Annotated in this window: 15 protein-coding genes; 9 read left to right on the forward strand and 6 right to left on the reverse strand. The window is 56.0% G+C overall.

Annotation, left to right across the window (positions count from 1 at the left end; genetic code table 11):
- Window positions 1-397: 397 nt before the first annotated feature.
- Window positions 398-3472, forward strand: a complete 3075-nt coding sequence (locus KBY58_RS10575) for a choice-of-anchor I family protein (RefSeq protein WP_255004295.1) — start codon at window positions 398-400, stop codon at window positions 3470-3472.
- 68 nt (window positions 3473-3540) lie between these two features.
- On the opposite strand, the gene KBY58_RS10580 is transcribed toward KBY58_RS10575, so the two are convergent.
- Window positions 3541-3720, reverse strand: coding sequence for a hypothetical protein (locus KBY58_RS10580; protein ID WP_255004309.1), 180 nt, complete (start codon window positions 3718-3720; stop codon window positions 3541-3543).
- Here KBY58_RS10580 and KBY58_RS10585 point away from each other — a divergent pair.
- The gene (locus KBY58_RS10585; RefSeq protein WP_255004296.1) at window positions 3719-4030 is read left to right on the forward strand and encodes a hypothetical protein; all 312 of its coding nucleotides are present in this window, start codon (window positions 3719-3721) and stop codon (window positions 4028-4030) included. The genes KBY58_RS10580 and KBY58_RS10585 overlap by 2 nt on opposite strands.
- On the opposite strand, the gene ligA is transcribed toward KBY58_RS10585, so the two are convergent.
- Both ligA and KBY58_RS10595 read right to left on the reverse strand, forming a co-directional pair.
- The gene (gene ligA, locus KBY58_RS10590) at window positions 4027-6120 is read right to left on the reverse strand and encodes an NAD-dependent DNA ligase LigA (RefSeq protein WP_255004297.1); all 2094 of its coding nucleotides are present in this window, start codon (window positions 6118-6120) and stop codon (window positions 4027-4029) included. The two genes, KBY58_RS10585 and ligA, sit on opposite strands and share 4 nt — an antisense overlap.
- 8 nt (window positions 6121-6128) lie before the next feature.
- A complete protein-coding gene (locus tag KBY58_RS10595; RefSeq protein WP_254934222.1) occupies window positions 6129-6548 on the reverse strand; it encodes a hypothetical protein in 420 nt (139 codons plus the stop codon).
- Window positions 6549-6655: 107 nt separating this feature from the next.
- Here KBY58_RS10595 and KBY58_RS10600 point away from each other — a divergent pair, with 107 nt between their 5' ends.
- Together KBY58_RS10600 and KBY58_RS10605 are read left to right on the forward strand one after the other, a co-directional pair.
- Entirely contained in the window at window positions 6656-7195 is a 540-nt protein-coding gene (locus KBY58_RS10600; protein ID WP_254934624.1) for a SprT family zinc-dependent metalloprotease, read from the forward strand.
- A 115-nt stretch (window positions 7196-7310) separates the two neighbouring features.
- Entirely contained in the window at window positions 7311-7805 is a 495-nt protein-coding gene (locus KBY58_RS10605; RefSeq protein WP_255004298.1) for a hypothetical protein, read from the forward strand.
- Window positions 7806-7807: 2 nt separating this feature from the next.
- Here KBY58_RS10605 and KBY58_RS10610 read toward each other — a convergent pair whose 3' ends face one another.
- Window positions 7808-8401 (reverse strand): chorismate lyase, encoded by a 594-nt coding sequence (locus KBY58_RS10610; protein WP_255004299.1) that lies wholly within the window; start codon window positions 8399-8401, stop codon window positions 7808-7810.
- 130 nt (window positions 8402-8531) lie between these two features.
- On the opposite strand from KBY58_RS10610, the gene KBY58_RS10615 reads away from it, so the two are divergent.
- The 5 genes from KBY58_RS10615 to KBY58_RS10635 are packed head-to-tail and all read left to right on the forward strand — an operon-like array spanning window position 8532 to window position 13891.
- Window positions 8532-9575 (forward strand): glycosyltransferase family 4 protein, encoded by a 1044-nt coding sequence (locus KBY58_RS10615; protein WP_255004307.1) that lies wholly within the window; start codon window positions 8532-8534, stop codon window positions 9573-9575.
- Window positions 9572-10882, forward strand: a complete 1311-nt coding sequence (locus tag KBY58_RS10620) for a glycosyltransferase family 4 protein (protein ID WP_255004300.1) — start codon at window positions 9572-9574, stop codon at window positions 10880-10882. The genes KBY58_RS10615 and KBY58_RS10620 overlap by 4 nt, the downstream gene beginning before the upstream one ends.
- Window positions 10883-12040 carry a glycosyltransferase family 4 protein gene (locus tag KBY58_RS10625; protein ID WP_255004301.1) on the forward strand — a complete coding sequence of 386 codons (1158 nt, stop codon included), beginning with the start codon at window positions 10883-10885 and terminating at the stop codon, window positions 12038-12040.
- A gap of 10 nt (window positions 12041-12050) precedes the next feature.
- The gene (locus KBY58_RS10630) at window positions 12051-13139 is read left to right on the forward strand and encodes a glycosyltransferase family 4 protein (RefSeq protein WP_255004302.1); all 1089 of its coding nucleotides are present in this window, start codon (window positions 12051-12053) and stop codon (window positions 13137-13139) included.
- 8 nt (window positions 13140-13147) lie between these two features.
- A complete protein-coding gene (locus tag KBY58_RS10635; protein ID WP_255004303.1) occupies window positions 13148-13891 on the forward strand; it encodes a glycosyltransferase family 2 protein in 744 nt (247 codons plus the stop codon).
- An 8-nt stretch (window positions 13892-13899) separates the two neighbouring features.
- On the opposite strand, the gene KBY58_RS10640 is transcribed toward KBY58_RS10635, so the two are convergent.
- Both KBY58_RS10640 and KBY58_RS10645 read right to left on the reverse strand, forming a co-directional pair.
- Window positions 13900-14604: a hypothetical protein gene (locus KBY58_RS10640; RefSeq protein ID WP_255004304.1), complete on the reverse strand. Its 705-nt coding sequence runs from the start codon at window positions 14602-14604 to the stop codon at window positions 13900-13902.
- A gap of 47 nt (window positions 14605-14651) precedes the next feature.
- On the reverse strand, window positions 14652-15466 hold an 815-nt coding region (locus KBY58_RS10645), incomplete at its 5' end, for an FAD-dependent oxidoreductase (protein ID WP_255004305.1).

Raw genomic sequence — 15466 nt, forward strand, 5'->3', positions numbered from 1 at the left:
GTGGGCCTGGGGGCAACAATTGCAATAGTGGTGCTGGTGGGCAAAGCAGCCCGCCGCGCCCTTCAGGAGGCAGAGCCGCCGGGCTGATCAGGATCGTTCAGCCGCCAATCCCGCAGCGCGGCAATCAGCACAAACCAGGCCAGCCGCAGCTTGGCCAGGGGCCCGGGTCTTTGGGCAAGCTCGTCGTATTTGGCCCGGCCGCAGGCCGTTTTGATCTAATTGTAGGCGACCTATCGAGGGACCTTATTGGGGCTAGCCATTGCTTCGGAAATGTATTTTATCAATCATAGAAATGTGCTTAGGATGACAAAAGTTTGATGGCCAGCGGGTCTTAAGCAGCTTTTAACTTACTAAGCGGCGCAGTAACCATAGTATGCAATAGTCAATAGGTTCTTAAATGTCCTTAGCGAATTTCGTCTCTAAATTACAATTGGCACCTTTGAGGTCTAGGAGTGCTGAGGGGGCTCCTTCTATCCCGCTTTTGGGGAGTATTGACCTCTCGCCCAGGATTACAAGTCCTGCCACGGAGCAGTTTCAGGCGGAAATATCTGCTCAAGTGAGCATTTCTAATAATGCTTATATCGTTTCTAGCGGTGGCGGCAGCACTCTTCAGGTCACGGATGCCTCCAACCCTAATTCCCTGACTTTGCTAGCGCGCGAAAGTTTCGGTGGCAGCTATGTATCTCAGGCAGTTGCCGCCTTTGGCAACCTGGTGGCAGTAGCCCTTGCTCCAGGCAACTACAGCACCTCAGTAGGCAAGGGTTTGGTGCGCTTTTACAAGCTCGGCACTGATGGCAGCCTAAGTTTTGTTGAGGATGTGGAGGTTGGCTACCTGCCTGACAGCATCGCCTTTAATGACCAGGGAACCAAGTTGGTGATCGCCAACGAAGGCGAACCCACCATCAACTACAGCATTGATCGTCCCGGCAGCATCGGGATTATTGATATTGAGGGCTTTACAGGCAGACAGAGTTTCTCCTACACCGATCTGGGTTTCGCTGGACTGACCTTGCCTGCTGGAATCCGCATCTCCGGCACCGCAGGCACCACCCAAGCCAATGATATTGAACCTGAATACGTCTCGATTCTGGGCAACTATGCCTATGTGACTCTGCAGGAGAACAATGGTGTTGCTAAGGTAAACTTGGCGACCAATAGGATTGAGAATATTTTTGCCCTTGGTGCGGTTGATTTTAAGACCCAGCTTGTAGATCTAACCGACCGCGATAATTCAGCAGATAACAACAGTCTTTTCAAGCCCCTACTTGGCCAGAACTACGAAGGCCTGCGTCAGGCTGACGGCATCGCTGCTTACAGGGTTGATGGTAAGGACTATTTCGTGACCGCCAACGAAGGAGACACCCGCGATTACGGCACCTATGTGGATGAGGTTCGTGGCACTGGCAACGCCAATCGGATCAAGCGCCTCTCTGATGATGCCTCGGTCGGCAGCGGCGACCGCACTACCACCTTCGGTAGCCGAAGCATCAGCATCTTCGATGCCAACAGCGGTGCCCTGCTCTGGGACAGTGGCAACTCCCTGCAGACCATCGCCGTGGCGGCAGGGATTTATGACGACCTTCGCAGTGATGACAAGGGAGTCGAACCTGAGGGCGTAGTGGTTGCCCAGCTCAATGGCAGCAGTTACGCGATCGTGAGCATGGAGCGCACTACTAAATCTATGTTGGCTGTCTTCGACGTAACCGTTCCAAGTGCGGTTAGCTTCGTGACAAGCGCGGTCATTGCCGGAAGTATTTCGCCCGAAGGGCTGGAAGTGGTGGAAGCTAGAAATAGTCCTACCGGACGCGATCAGTTGATTGTCTCCAATGAAGTATCTAACACCCTCAACGTGTTTGATCTTCAGACCCTGATTGCGTCACCGCCGGTAGCTGGAGCTGGCACTTTCGCTAGCACCATGCTCAAGGATGTGGCGGGAGGCCCCACCTTGAAGATCAGCAGCCTGATCACAAACGGCGAGTTCACCAACAGCACCGCGCCGGGCAAGGTCTTCGTACCCATCGGCATCTTTGACGGACAGGGCGCCTACAGCAATGGCGATGGCACCTACACCGTGCTTGTGAACCATGAGGTTAGTGCCAGCGCGGGCTACGCCTACACCGCCGAGGGTCTCAACGCCTCGGTCACCGGCTCCCGCATCAGCCGCTTCATCGTCGACATCGATGCCGACGACAATGCCCAAAACGGCTTCCAGTCGCGCATCGTCAGTGGCGACCTCGCTTACGACAAGGTGATCGGCAACGACACCGATGGCCTCGATCGCTTCTGCAGCGCCAACTTGGTGGAGGCCAACAGCTTCGGCGCTGGCCGTGGATTTGCTGATCGCATCTTCCTCACCGGTGAGGAGGTGTTCGGCGCTGGTGGCGGCGCCTTCTATGCCCTTGACACGGCCAACAGCGACCTGCATCAGGTGAATGCCTTCGGCAAGGGCACCTGGGAATCGGCCACCGCGATCGACACCGGCAGCGTCAACACGGTCGCAGTGCTGCTCTTGGATGACGCCAAGGCCCCTCTGAGGCTCTGGGTTGGTCAGAAGACCGCGGGCGGCTTCCTGGAGCGCAACGGCCTGGCGGAGGCCAACGGTGACCTCTACACCTTTGTGGCCACGGCCCTGGCGGAAACCGGTGTCGACAACACCTCCGGCCCTGACTCCGACGACCTCAAGGCCCTGGCCCTGGGGGCTTCACTGGCCGGCAGCTGGGTGAAGATCGAAAAGCCAGCGGGCAAAGCCAGCTACTTCGACCTCAGCGATGCCGAGATTCGCAACCTCACGATCGGCCTTGGCGCCCTGCAGCTCAGCCGCATCGAGGACGGTGAGGTCAATCCCCTGAATGGCCAGCAGGCAGCCTTCGTTACCACGGGTACGAAGGATTTCAGCAACGGTGACCTCTACGGCAACGTTTACACCCTGAGCTTCGTCAATGCCTTCGGTGCCGATGGCCGCCTGGCCAGCGCCGGATCCAGCAGCCTGCGGATCATCTACGACGCCGACCGCCTAGCCGATCCCACCACGGGCCTGCGCAACCCCGACAACCTCACTTGGAGCGCCGACGGCCGCCTCTACCTGCAGGAGGACCGGGCCAACGGCGGTGGCCTCGACATCGCCAACGGCAACTTCGGCACCCAGGAAGCCTCGATCTGGAAGCTGAACCCCATCGGCCCCATCGATCCGATCACGGGTGCGCCCGCGGAGCGCTGGGCCCAGATCGACCGCGCCGCGGTCCCTACCGCCTACGGCCAGAGTCAGCCCGGTGTGGTCACCGATCCCAGCACCAACGGGGTGGGCAACTGGGAGTCCTCGGGGATCATCGATGTATCGAAGATCTATGGCGCCGCCCCCGGCAGCTTCTTCCTGGCCAATGTCCAGGCCCACAGCCTCGGCGGCGGCAACATCAACGGCTCCGGCTATCTGACGGAGGGTGGTCAGATCGATCTGATTCAGCAAACCATCTAAGTACTCCAGCTTGGATTAACTCGCCCCCCGAAAGGGGGGCTTTTTATTGCCTGTGTTTGTTGCCTGCCTTATGGCAGCCGCCAATCCCTCAGCGCGGCAATCAACACAAACCAGGCCAGCCGCAGCTTGGCCAGGGGGCCAGGCCTTTGGGCGAGCTCGTCGTATTTGGCCCGGCCGCAGGCGGTTTTGATCCAGTTGTAGGCGGAGGGGATCGGGTCCATGCTGGGGTCTGGTTGAACTTCGGTCATGAAGCTGCGCTCTGTTCTAACGGTGGTGGTCTGCTCTGCTGCAACGGCGCTTGTTTGGGGCGATGCCACCCAGGCGGCCGTGGTCTGTACCGGTCCAGGTGTGCCCGTTGGCTGTGTTGTGGTGGCTCCGGTGGTTGTGCCTGGCGGTCCGGTGGTCGTGACTGGCGGTCCGGTAGTCAACCCCACGCCTGGGGTGGGCTACGGGGCCCGTGGAGTTGGGGTGCGTCCAGCGGCGGGGCTGAGTCCTGCGGCGGGGCCGGGGGTTGGTCCAAATGTGGGCGGGCCAGTAAACCGTCCTGGTCGCCGTTAGTCCCCTTTGGTGAGCTGAAGCAGCCCCGCCTCATCCAGCACCGCCACGCCCAACTCTTGGGCTTTGCTGAGCTTGCTGCCGGCCTCATCCCCTGCCACCACGTAGCAGGTTTTTTTGCTGACAGAACCAGTCACCTTGCCGCCTGCCGCTTCGATCAGGGCCTGGGCCTCCCGGCGGCTGAGGTTGGCCAAGGTGCCCGTGAGCACAAAGGTTTGGCCAGTCAGGTGGCCGGCAGTGCCAACCCGGTTGCCTTGGCTGCTGGCTAGTTCTTCTTGGCTGGCCGCCAACGACAAGCCCAGGTTTTCCAGATCGACCAGCAGGGCTTGATTGGCCGCCGTGGCAAACCATTGCTGCAGCGACTGGGCAATTTCCTCGCCAATGCCATAGATCGCCGTGATCGCCTGGAGTGGGGCCTCAGCCCCTTGGCTTTCAATTTGCTCGGTTGGTGTCTTTAGGGCCAGGGCCAGTTCGCTGGCGCTGGCGAAGTGGCGGGCCAGGGCCTTGGCGTTTACTTCCCCCACATGGTGGATGCCCAGGCCGTAGAGCTGGCGGTGCCAGGGCTGGGTTTTCGAGGCATTCAGCGCTGTTATCAGCTTTTGGGCGGAGGCTTCGCCCATCCGCTCCAGGCTGGCCAGCAGGGCCCCATCCAGCCGGTAAAGATCGGCAATTGAGCGAACCAGACCCCGGTCCACCAACTGTTCAATCAACTTGCTTCCAAGACCATCCACATCCAGGGCCCCCTTGCCCACCCAGTGGCGCAGGGCGCCCCGCAGGATCGCCGGGCAGCTGGAATTGACGCAGCGGGTGGCAGCCTCCCCCGCCTCGCGCACCAGCTCGGAGAAGCATTCAGGGCAGGTGTGGGGCAACACCAACCGCTGGGCGCCCTGGGGACGCAGTTCCACCAGCACCCGCACCACCTCGGGGATGATCTCGCCGGCCTTGCGCACCACGATCGTGTCGCCAGCCCGTAGATCCAGTTCGGCTAGGCGATCGGCGTTGTGCAGGGTGGCCCGGGCCACCGTGGTGCCGGCCAGGGGCACCGGTTGAAATTCGGCGACGGGGGTCACCACCCCGGTGCGGCCCACCTGACAGGTGAGCCTCAATAATTTGCTCGGCGCTTCTTCGGCGGCGTATTTGAGCGCTATGGCCCAGCGCGGCGCCTTTTGGGTAAATCCGGCGGCATCCTGCAGGCGCAGCTCGTTGAGTTTGACCACCACCCCATCGGTGGCATAGGGCAGCTTTTTGCGGTCCTGGTCCCAGTCGGCAAAGAAGCGCTCGATTCCCGCCAGGTTCTCGAACAGCTGGGCATTGGGGTTCACCTTGAAGCCGGCAGCCCTAAGCCAATCGAGGCATGCCCATTGGCTGCTCGGGCCCGGATATGGGGAGGGCAGGTGCAGGGTGTAGGCGAAGAAATCGAGTCGACGGGCTGCGACCACCTGGGGATCGAGCTGGCGCAGGGTGCCGGCGCAGGCGTTGCGGGGATTGGCAAATGGGGCGTCGCCCTGGGTCGCCCGCTCGGCGTTAATGGAGGCGAAGGTGGCGTCGGGAATGAAGGCTTCGCCCCGCACTTCCACCCACTCAGGGGGGTTCTCCAGTTGGAGCCGCAACGGCACCGAAGCGATGGTGCGCACGTTGGCGGTGATCTCTTCACCCCTTTCCCCATCCCCCCGGGTGGCTGCCCGCACCAGCAAGCCCTGCTCGTAACTCAAGGCAAGGGCGTTGCCGTCGATCTTTAGTTCGCCCACCAGGGGCAACTCGGCCCAGGGTTTGCCAGCCTCAGGGGGCCGATCCAGGGCCCCGAGCAGGCGTCGATACCAGGCCTCCAATTCAGCGGTGTTGAAGGCGTTATCGAGGCTGAGTAAGCCGATTCGATGGGCCACGCTGGAAAAGCCCTTTGCCGGACTGCCGCCGACCCGCTGGGTGGGGCTATCGGGGCTGATTAGTGCTGGATCGGCGGTTTCGAGTTCGGCGAGTTCTCGGTAGAGCTGGTCGTAGACCGAATCCTCCATCAGGGGAGCATCCAGCACGTAGTAGGCGTGGGCTGCTCGGGTGAGCAGCCGCCTCAGCTCTTCGGCGCGGGCCTGGCTCACGGCAGGGCTCAGGCGGCCATCTTGGTGATGCGATCAACCCGCCACTGCTCCTCCACCTTCGTGAAGGTGAAGTCGAGGGGCAACTCTTCGCTGCCGTCGGATTTGAGCTTCACCGTCAGCATGATTAAGCCGTCCTCGATCCGGGGCCGTCCCGATTTGAGGTTGCGGTATTTGTTGAGCTGCAGGCCAGCCAGGAAGCGGATGAATTGCTGGCGGTTGACGTGGGAGCGGTAGTTCTTGGTGGTGAGCAGGTAGGCCCCATCCACCTGGCCACTGGCCACCTGGGTGAAGAACTGCTTGATCAATGGGTTGATGCCGCGGGCGCTGAGCACCAACTTCACCGCATTGACGGTCCAGTAGAGGAGCAGGGAACCAGCGCCGGCCAGTAGGGCCTTCGAGCCGATTTCGCGGGTCACACCCCAATCCATTGCGTTTGTCGCTTTGCTGTGAGATCCAGAGTCTGACCGACGACCCTCAACTTTTGGTGATGGCGTCGGCACCGGCCACAATGCAGCGGTGTATTGGCTGCTGCCAGGTGCCCCTCGAGCCGCTGCTGCCCCTGTTCCACCGGCTCAATCGGGAACACTTCGAAGGCAGCCTGGCCCCGAAAGGGCTGCCGATGGTGGAGGTGCGCTGGAGTGATGGCCGCCTCAGCCGCACCGCGGGCCTCTATCGAAGGGGTCGCCACGCCGATGGCAGTGATCTCTGCGAGATCGTGCTCTCGCGGCCCCTGCTCGAGCCCCTACCGAGGGAGGCCACCTTGAGCACCCTCTGCCACGAAATGATCCACGCCTGGGTGGACCGGGTGCTGGGCGCCCAGGAGGTCCATGGCCCCGAATTCCGCAGGCGGATGGGGGCGATCAATGCACTTCAGGATGTTTTCCAGGTGAGTGTGCGCCACCGTTATCCGGTTCCTGCCCGCTCAAGCCGCTGGCTGGCCCGCTGTCCCAGCTGTGGGATCCAGGCCCCCTACCAACGGCGTGTCAGTGGTTTGGCCTGCAAGCTCTGTTGCGAGCGCTTCCACGGCGGCCGTTGGCATCCCAGCTGCCTATTGGAATTTGAGGCGGCGGCTTAGCCTCAAAGCCATGGGTGTGTTTCTTTGGACCCTGGAATTTGGGGGCCTGGCCATTGCCCTGGTGGGCATGGGCCGGGAGCGCTGGCTGGCGGCTCGGCGCCGATAGGTTGGGGCAATGACTGATTCCTGGTCTGACGACGATCGGCTCTCGCGCCTTGTTAACGCGGGTCGTCAATTGGTGGATGGGGTTTCCGGTGCTCGCCCTGGCTCCCGGGGGGCATCGCGCTCGGCCTCCCGCAACCCAGGGCGGGGCCGTCCAGCTGGGGTGCCCCGGTTCGACCAGCTCGGTCGCTGGGTGGAGGACAAGCTGGATCGAATCCTTGAAGACGACGAAGATTGGCGTGAGCCCTGGCAGGAAGCTCCCCCGCAAAAACCCTCCCGTCGCCCCTTGGAGGCGATCTCAAGGCGAAGGGGCATTGCACCTGCTGCTGCACCTGCTGCTACTCAGCTAGATGCCGATGGCTGGCCAGAGGATGGGGCCTTCGCCGTAGCCCGCTGGCAGCGCCCCCCCAGTTCCGTTGAAGCTGCTGCTGAGGTTGCCCCTGAAAGTGCTTTTGATGGTGCTAGCACCAATTCCAGGCCCCTGCCCCGCTCCACCCGCCGCCGCTAGGGCTATCTCGTTTCGGTGTTAGCCGGGCTGGCGCTTGCAGGCCCAAGCCAGGTTTCCAGCTGGGGTGAAAACACCTCTCGAATCACGGTGAGCTCCTTGCCCCCACGGAAGAAGCGATAGTGCCTACTCCAAAAGGGTCCTGGGAAGCCAAAACGCTCCTCCAGCCAGGGGGCGTCCACCTGGGCCAGCCCATCCACCTCCCGAAACAGCTCGGCCCGGTGGCTGGTCAGGCTGCGCCAAATCGGTTGGTCCCGCTCCTGCAGGTAGGTGTCTGCCTGCTGCTGGTTCCACCAGCTCTCGGCCCAGGCCAGGGTTTGTTCCCCACAGCACAGCCAGACCTGCCGGCGCAATAGGGGCGCAGTTAGTTCGGCCACCTCTTCGGGCAGGGGACTGCCGTCGGTAGGGAAATCGGTTTCCGGGGCCATGCCGATCAGTTCGATCTCCACCGGTATCCCGCTGAGGCTTTCAAGATGGCGAGTAGGGCTGCCATCACCCAGTAGTAGTAGGCGCCAAGGGCCCGTAAGGGAGCTGCCCGCCAGGCCCTGCAGAACAGCTGTTTTCGAGGCTTGCCAGGTTGGTGGAGGGGAGATCAGCAAAGCCGATTTGGGGCCAGGATGGCCACCAGGCTAGGAAGATCTGAGTTCCAGCCCCCCTGCAGTGAGGATGGCGGATAGAAGTAGGGGGCAGTCCGTGGTGCGCAGGCAAGCCAGACAGCCCTTGGCCGATGTGGTTGTCACCAATTTCCACGCCCGCTACACGGGGGTTTCAGCCACGATTCAGGCCCTGGTGCCCCTGCAACGTCGGCAGTGTTCCATTGGTGTTTGGGATTGGGGCCGGCTTGAGTTGTCCGGAGCTGTGGGTTGGCGGGGGGTATGGAGCCAAGGCTGGTCAAAGCCCCAGCAGGGCCATTTCAGGATTTGGCATGCGCGGCGCGATATTGAAATTCTGATGGGTTTGTTTCTTCGCTCCGTTTTGGGCCAGCCCTGGAAAGTTTTATTTACTTCGGCTGCGCCAAAACCACCGGGCAGGTGGCTGAACTGGTTGATAGGCCGCTGTGATGCGGTAATTGCCACATCGGATCGCTCAGCCGACTTTCTGCCCTGTCGCAGCGTTGTTATTAACCATGGCGTCGATACGGTTTTCTATTCACCAAATCCCTTCCCCAGTAAGTCTGACATGCCCCGATGCTTACAAGCTAATCCCTTGAATTTTCATCAGCAATGGATTGGAGCATTCGGACGGATTCGTCTAAGTAAGGGAACTGATTTACTGGTGGAGGCGCTGCTTCGAGTGCTACCTGATTATCCAGGATTTTCAGCATTTTTTACGGGTCTTTGCCAGGAAAAAGACCAACCTTTTCTGGATAACTTAAGATCAAAAATTGCAGCTCATAATCTTTCTGAAAGGATTTTATTCCTTGGGGACTTGGATCGCAAGTCGGTTCGTGACCTATATAGAACTTGCGTTTTGGCAGTGGCTGCATCCCGTTCTGAGGGTTTTGGTCTGACTCCCCTAGAGGCGATGGCCTGCGGCACCCCTGTTCTTACTTCGATGGCAGGGGCTTGGCCCCAAATAGTTGATTCCCGCGTTGGCGAGCTATTTCAAACTGGAAATGTCGATGAGCTGGCTTTAAAAATGGCTGCCTTGATCTCTGATCAATCCCGGTTGGCTGAATTGGGGCCAGTTGCCCGCGCAAGGGCTGTCGATCATTATGGGCTTGACCTAGAGGCAAATTCCATAAATCAGCTTTACGTTGGATTGGCAGGTTGAGTAAAGAAATGGTGCAACCAAATCGGCTCACTTGCGATCTGACAGAACTGTTTGCTGGTTCACTGGGTCGCGGTGGCTTTTATGGGATTGCCCGCGTGGTGGCGGAGATAGCCAACGGGCTTAGTCAAATTGAGCCGGAGTTGGATCATGTCGTTTACTTTGCAGGTATAAATTGTTTTGTAGTTGTAGATTTTGATTTTGAATTATTTGCCTCTGGCAGGCCTGCAAAGCTTGGCTTTGAAGTGCAAAGATTGCTGTTCAGCCTGGATCAACAGTTGTTTCGCCTCAGGACTTTTCTGCCAAGGTTTCTCCACGACTGTTTGAGAGATTGGCTGACTAAAGTGCTTAGTGGTAGGCATTCACGATTTTTAGATACTAAGGTAAACCGCGTTCTCTTTTCAGCGGCCAGGCCAAAATTCATTGCCAGCTATCTCAAGCTCTTAGAATTAATCAATGCCCGGGGTTCTGGCCAATGGCGCCTGGCTAGCCTGCTGCACGACTTTTTCCCCCTACTGGATCAATATGATCGGCCAGGTAGGGGATTTGTTGACCAATTTTGCCGCGACAATGCCCTGATACTGGAATCTTCAAGTTATGTATTTGCAAATTCCTATTTCACTAAGCAGTGTCTTTTAGAGCTACAAAGCCGGGATCTAATGCCAGCCAGTGCAGAGGTCCATGTGGCGCAGCTTGCCCATGAGTGCCGCACTCCCAACATGGGCTCGCCCATAGCCGGAATTGGTAAGAATTTTTTTCTTGCCGTGGGCTGCCGTCCTGGCCGTAAGAATTTAGAAATACTGCTTGATGCCCTATTAATACTTAATGAATCTGATCCTGATGGTTGTCACTTGGTTTTGGCAGGGGCGGCACGCACTTCCACAAAAAGATTACTCAAGCAGCCAAGATATCAAAATATTCACCCTAAAATTCACATCCAAGTGACCCCCTCCCAACCTGAGCTTGTGGAACTTTATCAACGGGCCCTGGCAACAGTGCTACCTAGCTATAGTGAAGGCTGGGGATTGCCAGCCTCTGAATCCCTATGGTTGGGCACGCCAGTCTTGGCTTCTGATACACCAGTTATGCATGAAGTCTGTGGAGATTTGGGTTTGTACTTTTCTCCGGATCAACCCGCTGAATTGGCTAATTTGATGCAGAGGTTGCTGTGCGAACCGCTTTTTCTTGAGGCAAAAAGACTGAGTATTCAAAACTCCCATACTGATCTACGGAAATGGGCCCAAACAAGTGCTGATATTGCCTCTGTGTTGCTTGCTGGTGATTCTCCCAAATATTGTATGGAGATATAAATGCCATTGTCCTTGGCAATAGTGAAGCAAAAGTTTTTAGCCTTTGGTGGGGCTGAAAAAGTAATTAATGAGGCAATCAAGGCTTTTTATGCCAATCAAGCAATTGAGCTTTCGATTTTGGCTCGTTCATGGAGCCTTCCTCCAGAAATTGCCACAGGTCAGAATTGTCGTGTAATCCGTTGTAACCCATTTTTCTTGGGAGGAGCGATGCGCTCTCGCTCCTTTGTGCGGGCCGTATCCAGGCAGCTCCCTAATTTTGATTTGGTTCAGGCCCATGAGCCCATTCCTGGTGCCCATATCTATCGTGCTGGTTCAGGCTTGCACGCCCAATGGTTGAAGCAGGTGGCCCATGGCCGCACTGCTCGGCAGCGACATCAACTTTTTCAGGAGCCAAAACACCAGGCGGTGCTACAGCTGGAGCGGGAGATGTTTGCGCACCCCTCCCTTAGGGCTGTGATTGCTAACTCCCAGATGGTTGTTGATGACCTTGCTGAGCTCTATCCCAACTTTGACAAGGAACGGGTCCACCTGATTTGGAACGGTGTTGACCACCAGCGCTTCTCCCCTGAAAGAAGAAGCGCTCTATGTCAGGAGAGCCGAGATAATCTTGGCATACCAGCCAACTCGCAGGTTCTTTTGATTCTTGGTTCAGGTTGGCATCGTAAGGGCCTGTCCACTGCCCTTGAATTTATGGCGTTGCTACCTGAATCTGTAATCCTTTTGATTGCCGGAAAGGAATCCCACCCCAAGCGATTCCGTAGCGCTGCTGAATCGCTTGGTATAGGCAAAGACAGACTCCGATGGATTGGTCCGACTTCTAATCCAATTCAGCTCTTTGCAGCAGCAGATGTATTTGTACAGCCTTCCATGTATGACCAGATGCCCAATGCATCTTTGGAGGCCATGGCCTGTGGTTTGCCAGTTGTCGTTAGCCGCACTTCAGGAACTCGGGACTTAATTGATGAAGGAGGTGAGGGTTTTGTGAGAGATTGGCACGAAGCGCCCGATTGGGTTGAGCCAATCCTGCATGCGCTCGAGTATTCTGAGTCAATGGGTCAGGCCAGTTATCGGCGAGTTTTGCCGCTTACTTTTGAGCGCATGCTTGTTGAGTGGTTGGCCTTATACAAAGAATTGCTGCCCTCTTCGTTCTCCTCTTAGTTCCGCGGCCATGGCCTATTCCATTGTCCATACCGAATCTTCGATTGGTTGGGGCGGTCAGGAAATGCGAGTCTTGTCTGAGGCCAGGGGTTTTATTGAGCGTGGACATCGTGTAACGGTGCTGGCACCCCCCAATGCGCAGCTAGTAGGTCGGGCAGTTGATTACGGAGTTCCGATTAAAACTGTTCCAATTTTTGGCCGGAACTTGCGAGCTTTCCTTTGTTTGAGAGCGGCATTAGTTGCCCTGCATCCGGATGTAATTAATACCCATAGTTCTACGGATAGTTGGTTAGTGGCATTGGTTCTATTGACCCTATGGCGGAGGCCAAAGGTTGTTCGTACGCGCCACATATGTGCTCAGCCCAGTCGAAGTTTAACGACTCGGTGGCTTTATCAAAATGCTGCCCAGAGAGTTGTAACCACTGGCGAGGCTATTCGCCGTCAGATTGTTTCAATTGGGGTGCCAGCTGACCAGGTATTCTCTATTCCAACTGGTATAAATCCAGATAAATTTGTTCCCGGTTCTGCCGATGGGGCCAAGTCTCTTTTGGGGCTTGAAGGCCTTACTGTGATTGGCCTGGTGGCAACCATTCGTTCTTGGAAAGGGCATCGAGTTTTGATCGACGCCGTAAGAGATTTTTCTGCGGATAACGTCAGGGTGGTTTTTGTTGGTGATGGCCCCATTCGCCAGACTCTTGAGAAGGAGATTTGCGATGCGGGTTTGGCTTCTTTATTTATTTTTGCAGGGCATCAGCAGAATGTGTTGCCTTGGTTGCAGGCCATGGATATTTTTGTACTTCCTTCCTATGCAAATGAGGGTATCTCGCAGGCCTTGGTCCAGGCAATGATGGCCTCAATACCTGTCGTGACGACTACCGCAGGTGCAATTCCTGAGGTTGCCAGGAACCGTGAAACTGCTTTTGTAGTCCAACCTAATGATCCGATCCAGTTACGTGCCGCGATTGTTGAGTTGATGGCTAACCCTTCGCTAGCTAGCGAATTGGCGATGCGTGCCCGTGAGTTTGTTTTAACCCATCACAGCGAGGCCGGAATGCTTTCTGAGATGGACCAATTGTTTACAACAGTTCTGCAGAGTTGATTTGGGTTATGGGTGCGTCTGAATCTCTCACAGCTATTTTAATATCAAGAAATGCTGCTGAAACCATCGGCAAGTGTCTAGCATCATTGAATTTCTGCCAGTCGATTGTGATTGTTGACGGCGGCAGTACCGATCAAACTGTCGATATTGCGAGGTCATTTGGCGCTGTTGTTATTATTGAGCTGGATTGGCAGGGTTTTGGAGTGCAAAAGCAGCGGGCCCTTGATCTTGTCAACTCCGGCTGGGTATTTTCTATTGACTGTGATGAGGTTGTGCCTGCCCAGCTTGCCAAAGAAATTAAAACTGTCTTATCCGCACCGAAATATTCTGTCTATCGGATGCCTCGCTTAAATCATCTTTGCGGGCGTGCCGTTCGTGTCGCGGGATGGTACCCCGATTACGTTAATCGCCTATTTCTTGCCGGATCTGCTAGATTTAATTCAAATGCTGTTCATGAATCTTTGGTTTTTGAGGGTTCCGCAGGAATATTAAGATCTAATCTTTTGCATTATACCTATTCTTCCTATGGAGCTGCGGTTGAGAAAATGAATGCCTATTCATCTATTGGGGCGGAATCTCTCAGGCAGCGGCGCAGGTCGATCAATCATTTTACCCCAGTCCTTAGGGCTTTATATAGATTTTTATCCTGCTATTTCCTGCGTTTTGGATTTCTGGGGGGCATTGACGGTCTCACTGTTTCTTCGTTACAGGCTTTTGGGACCTATCTGAAATACTTAAAGGCTTTGGATTGAGGTTGGGTTTAGGGGGATGCGGAAACTGACAAGTTGCGTTGTACCCCATTGCTTTCAATGGCAGCACCTTCTCCGGTAGTGCGTCTAAGTGTCCAACCGCTAACACCTATGCGTTCACCAATTGCTGCAGAGGCAATTGTGCCCTGAATTTGAAAAATTGCAGAGCCGCTTCCTGACGGGCCTTGAATCACCCCAATTAGCACTGGAGTTGAGTTTTCGGTTACTTGCGCCGTCTTTGAGTTCAGTGATTTGCCTATGGGAACTTGTATGAGTGGCATGTTGCTTGCTCCATTTGCCGGCAGTTGGGCCAGTTCCTCCATCCATGGTTCTTGCTGTGGTGGGGGTGGAGGAAGGTTTTCATCTAGGTGAACGGGCAGCTTTTTACCGGCAACTTCCCTTGCCGTTTGGCTTGTGGCTGTCTTGAGTTGGTTAAGTAATAGGAGATTTCTCTCTTCTGTGGCTGTCCTTTGATTGGTTTGCCAGAGACCAAAAGCCATCAAACTAGTTCCAAGGATGGCGATACCTGCGGTGGCTGCCACCCATACTGCCCTTTCTTTGCCAATAGGAATTTTGCGAGCTTGGATTTCCTTTACAACCACCTCAACTGGATCTAGGTTTATGCTGAACTGCTCTTGAAATACCTGATTTAGCACCTGGTCGGCTTTTAGTTCCCAGTAGGCCCGTGTCGTCGGCTGCTTGCTTGCTGCTCTCAATTGAATCTTATAGCTAGTAGGACCCCAACCATAACAAATATTAGTTCCTAGTCGAGGCCCTTTTGGTTCGATTCCTTCCGGCTTTGAACCTCAAGCCAGAGAAGTAGGGCTGCGGTGTCGGCATGGCTTACACCTGGAATCCGTGATGCTTGGCCTAGGTTGTGTGGTTTAATTTTGCCAAGTTTTTCCCTGGCCTCGTTTGAGAGCGTGGTAATTTCTAAGTAGTTTGTGTTCGTTGGTAGTATCCGCTCGCTTTGAGTTTTGATTTTCTGTATTTGTTGCTGCTGCCTGGCTAAATATCCATTGTATTTGATATCTATTTCTACACCCTCCCTTACGTCTCTATCAATATCATCTGGCGTAAGACCATGGCTTACAAGATCTTGGCTGCTGATGCCTGGCCGCCTAAGTAATTCGGCCAGGCTGATGGAGCCTTTGATTGGTAGTGCAGTTTGCTTGGTAATTGCGATCGCAATTGGATCTGCTTCCTTGATGCGTACCTTCTCTAGGCGTTGGTTTTCCTCGGTCATCGCCCGTTGTTTTCTGCTGTAGATTTCCCAACGACGATCGTCGATTAGTCCCAGTTCTCTGCCAAGTGGGGTTAGTCGACGGTCAGCATTGTCACCGCGCAAGATAAGTCTGTATTCACTGCGGCTAGTAAGCACCCTGTAGGGTTCTTTTAGGTCTTGGGTAATGAGATCGTCGATCATGGTGCCGATATAGCTATTTTCTCGTGAAAAATGTACAGGGTTTTCTCCTTTGACAGAGCGTGCAGCATTAAGCCCAGCCACTAGCCCCTGCGCAGCAGCTTCTTCGTAGCCTGTGGTGCCGTTCAGTTGACCTGCCGTAAATAGGCCCTTGA

Origin of the sequence: Cyanobium sp. HWJ4-Hawea (genome assembly GCF_024345815.1) — a bacterium.
Taxonomy (GTDB): Bacteria; Cyanobacteriota; Cyanobacteriia; order PCC-6307; family Cyanobiaceae; genus Cyanobium_A.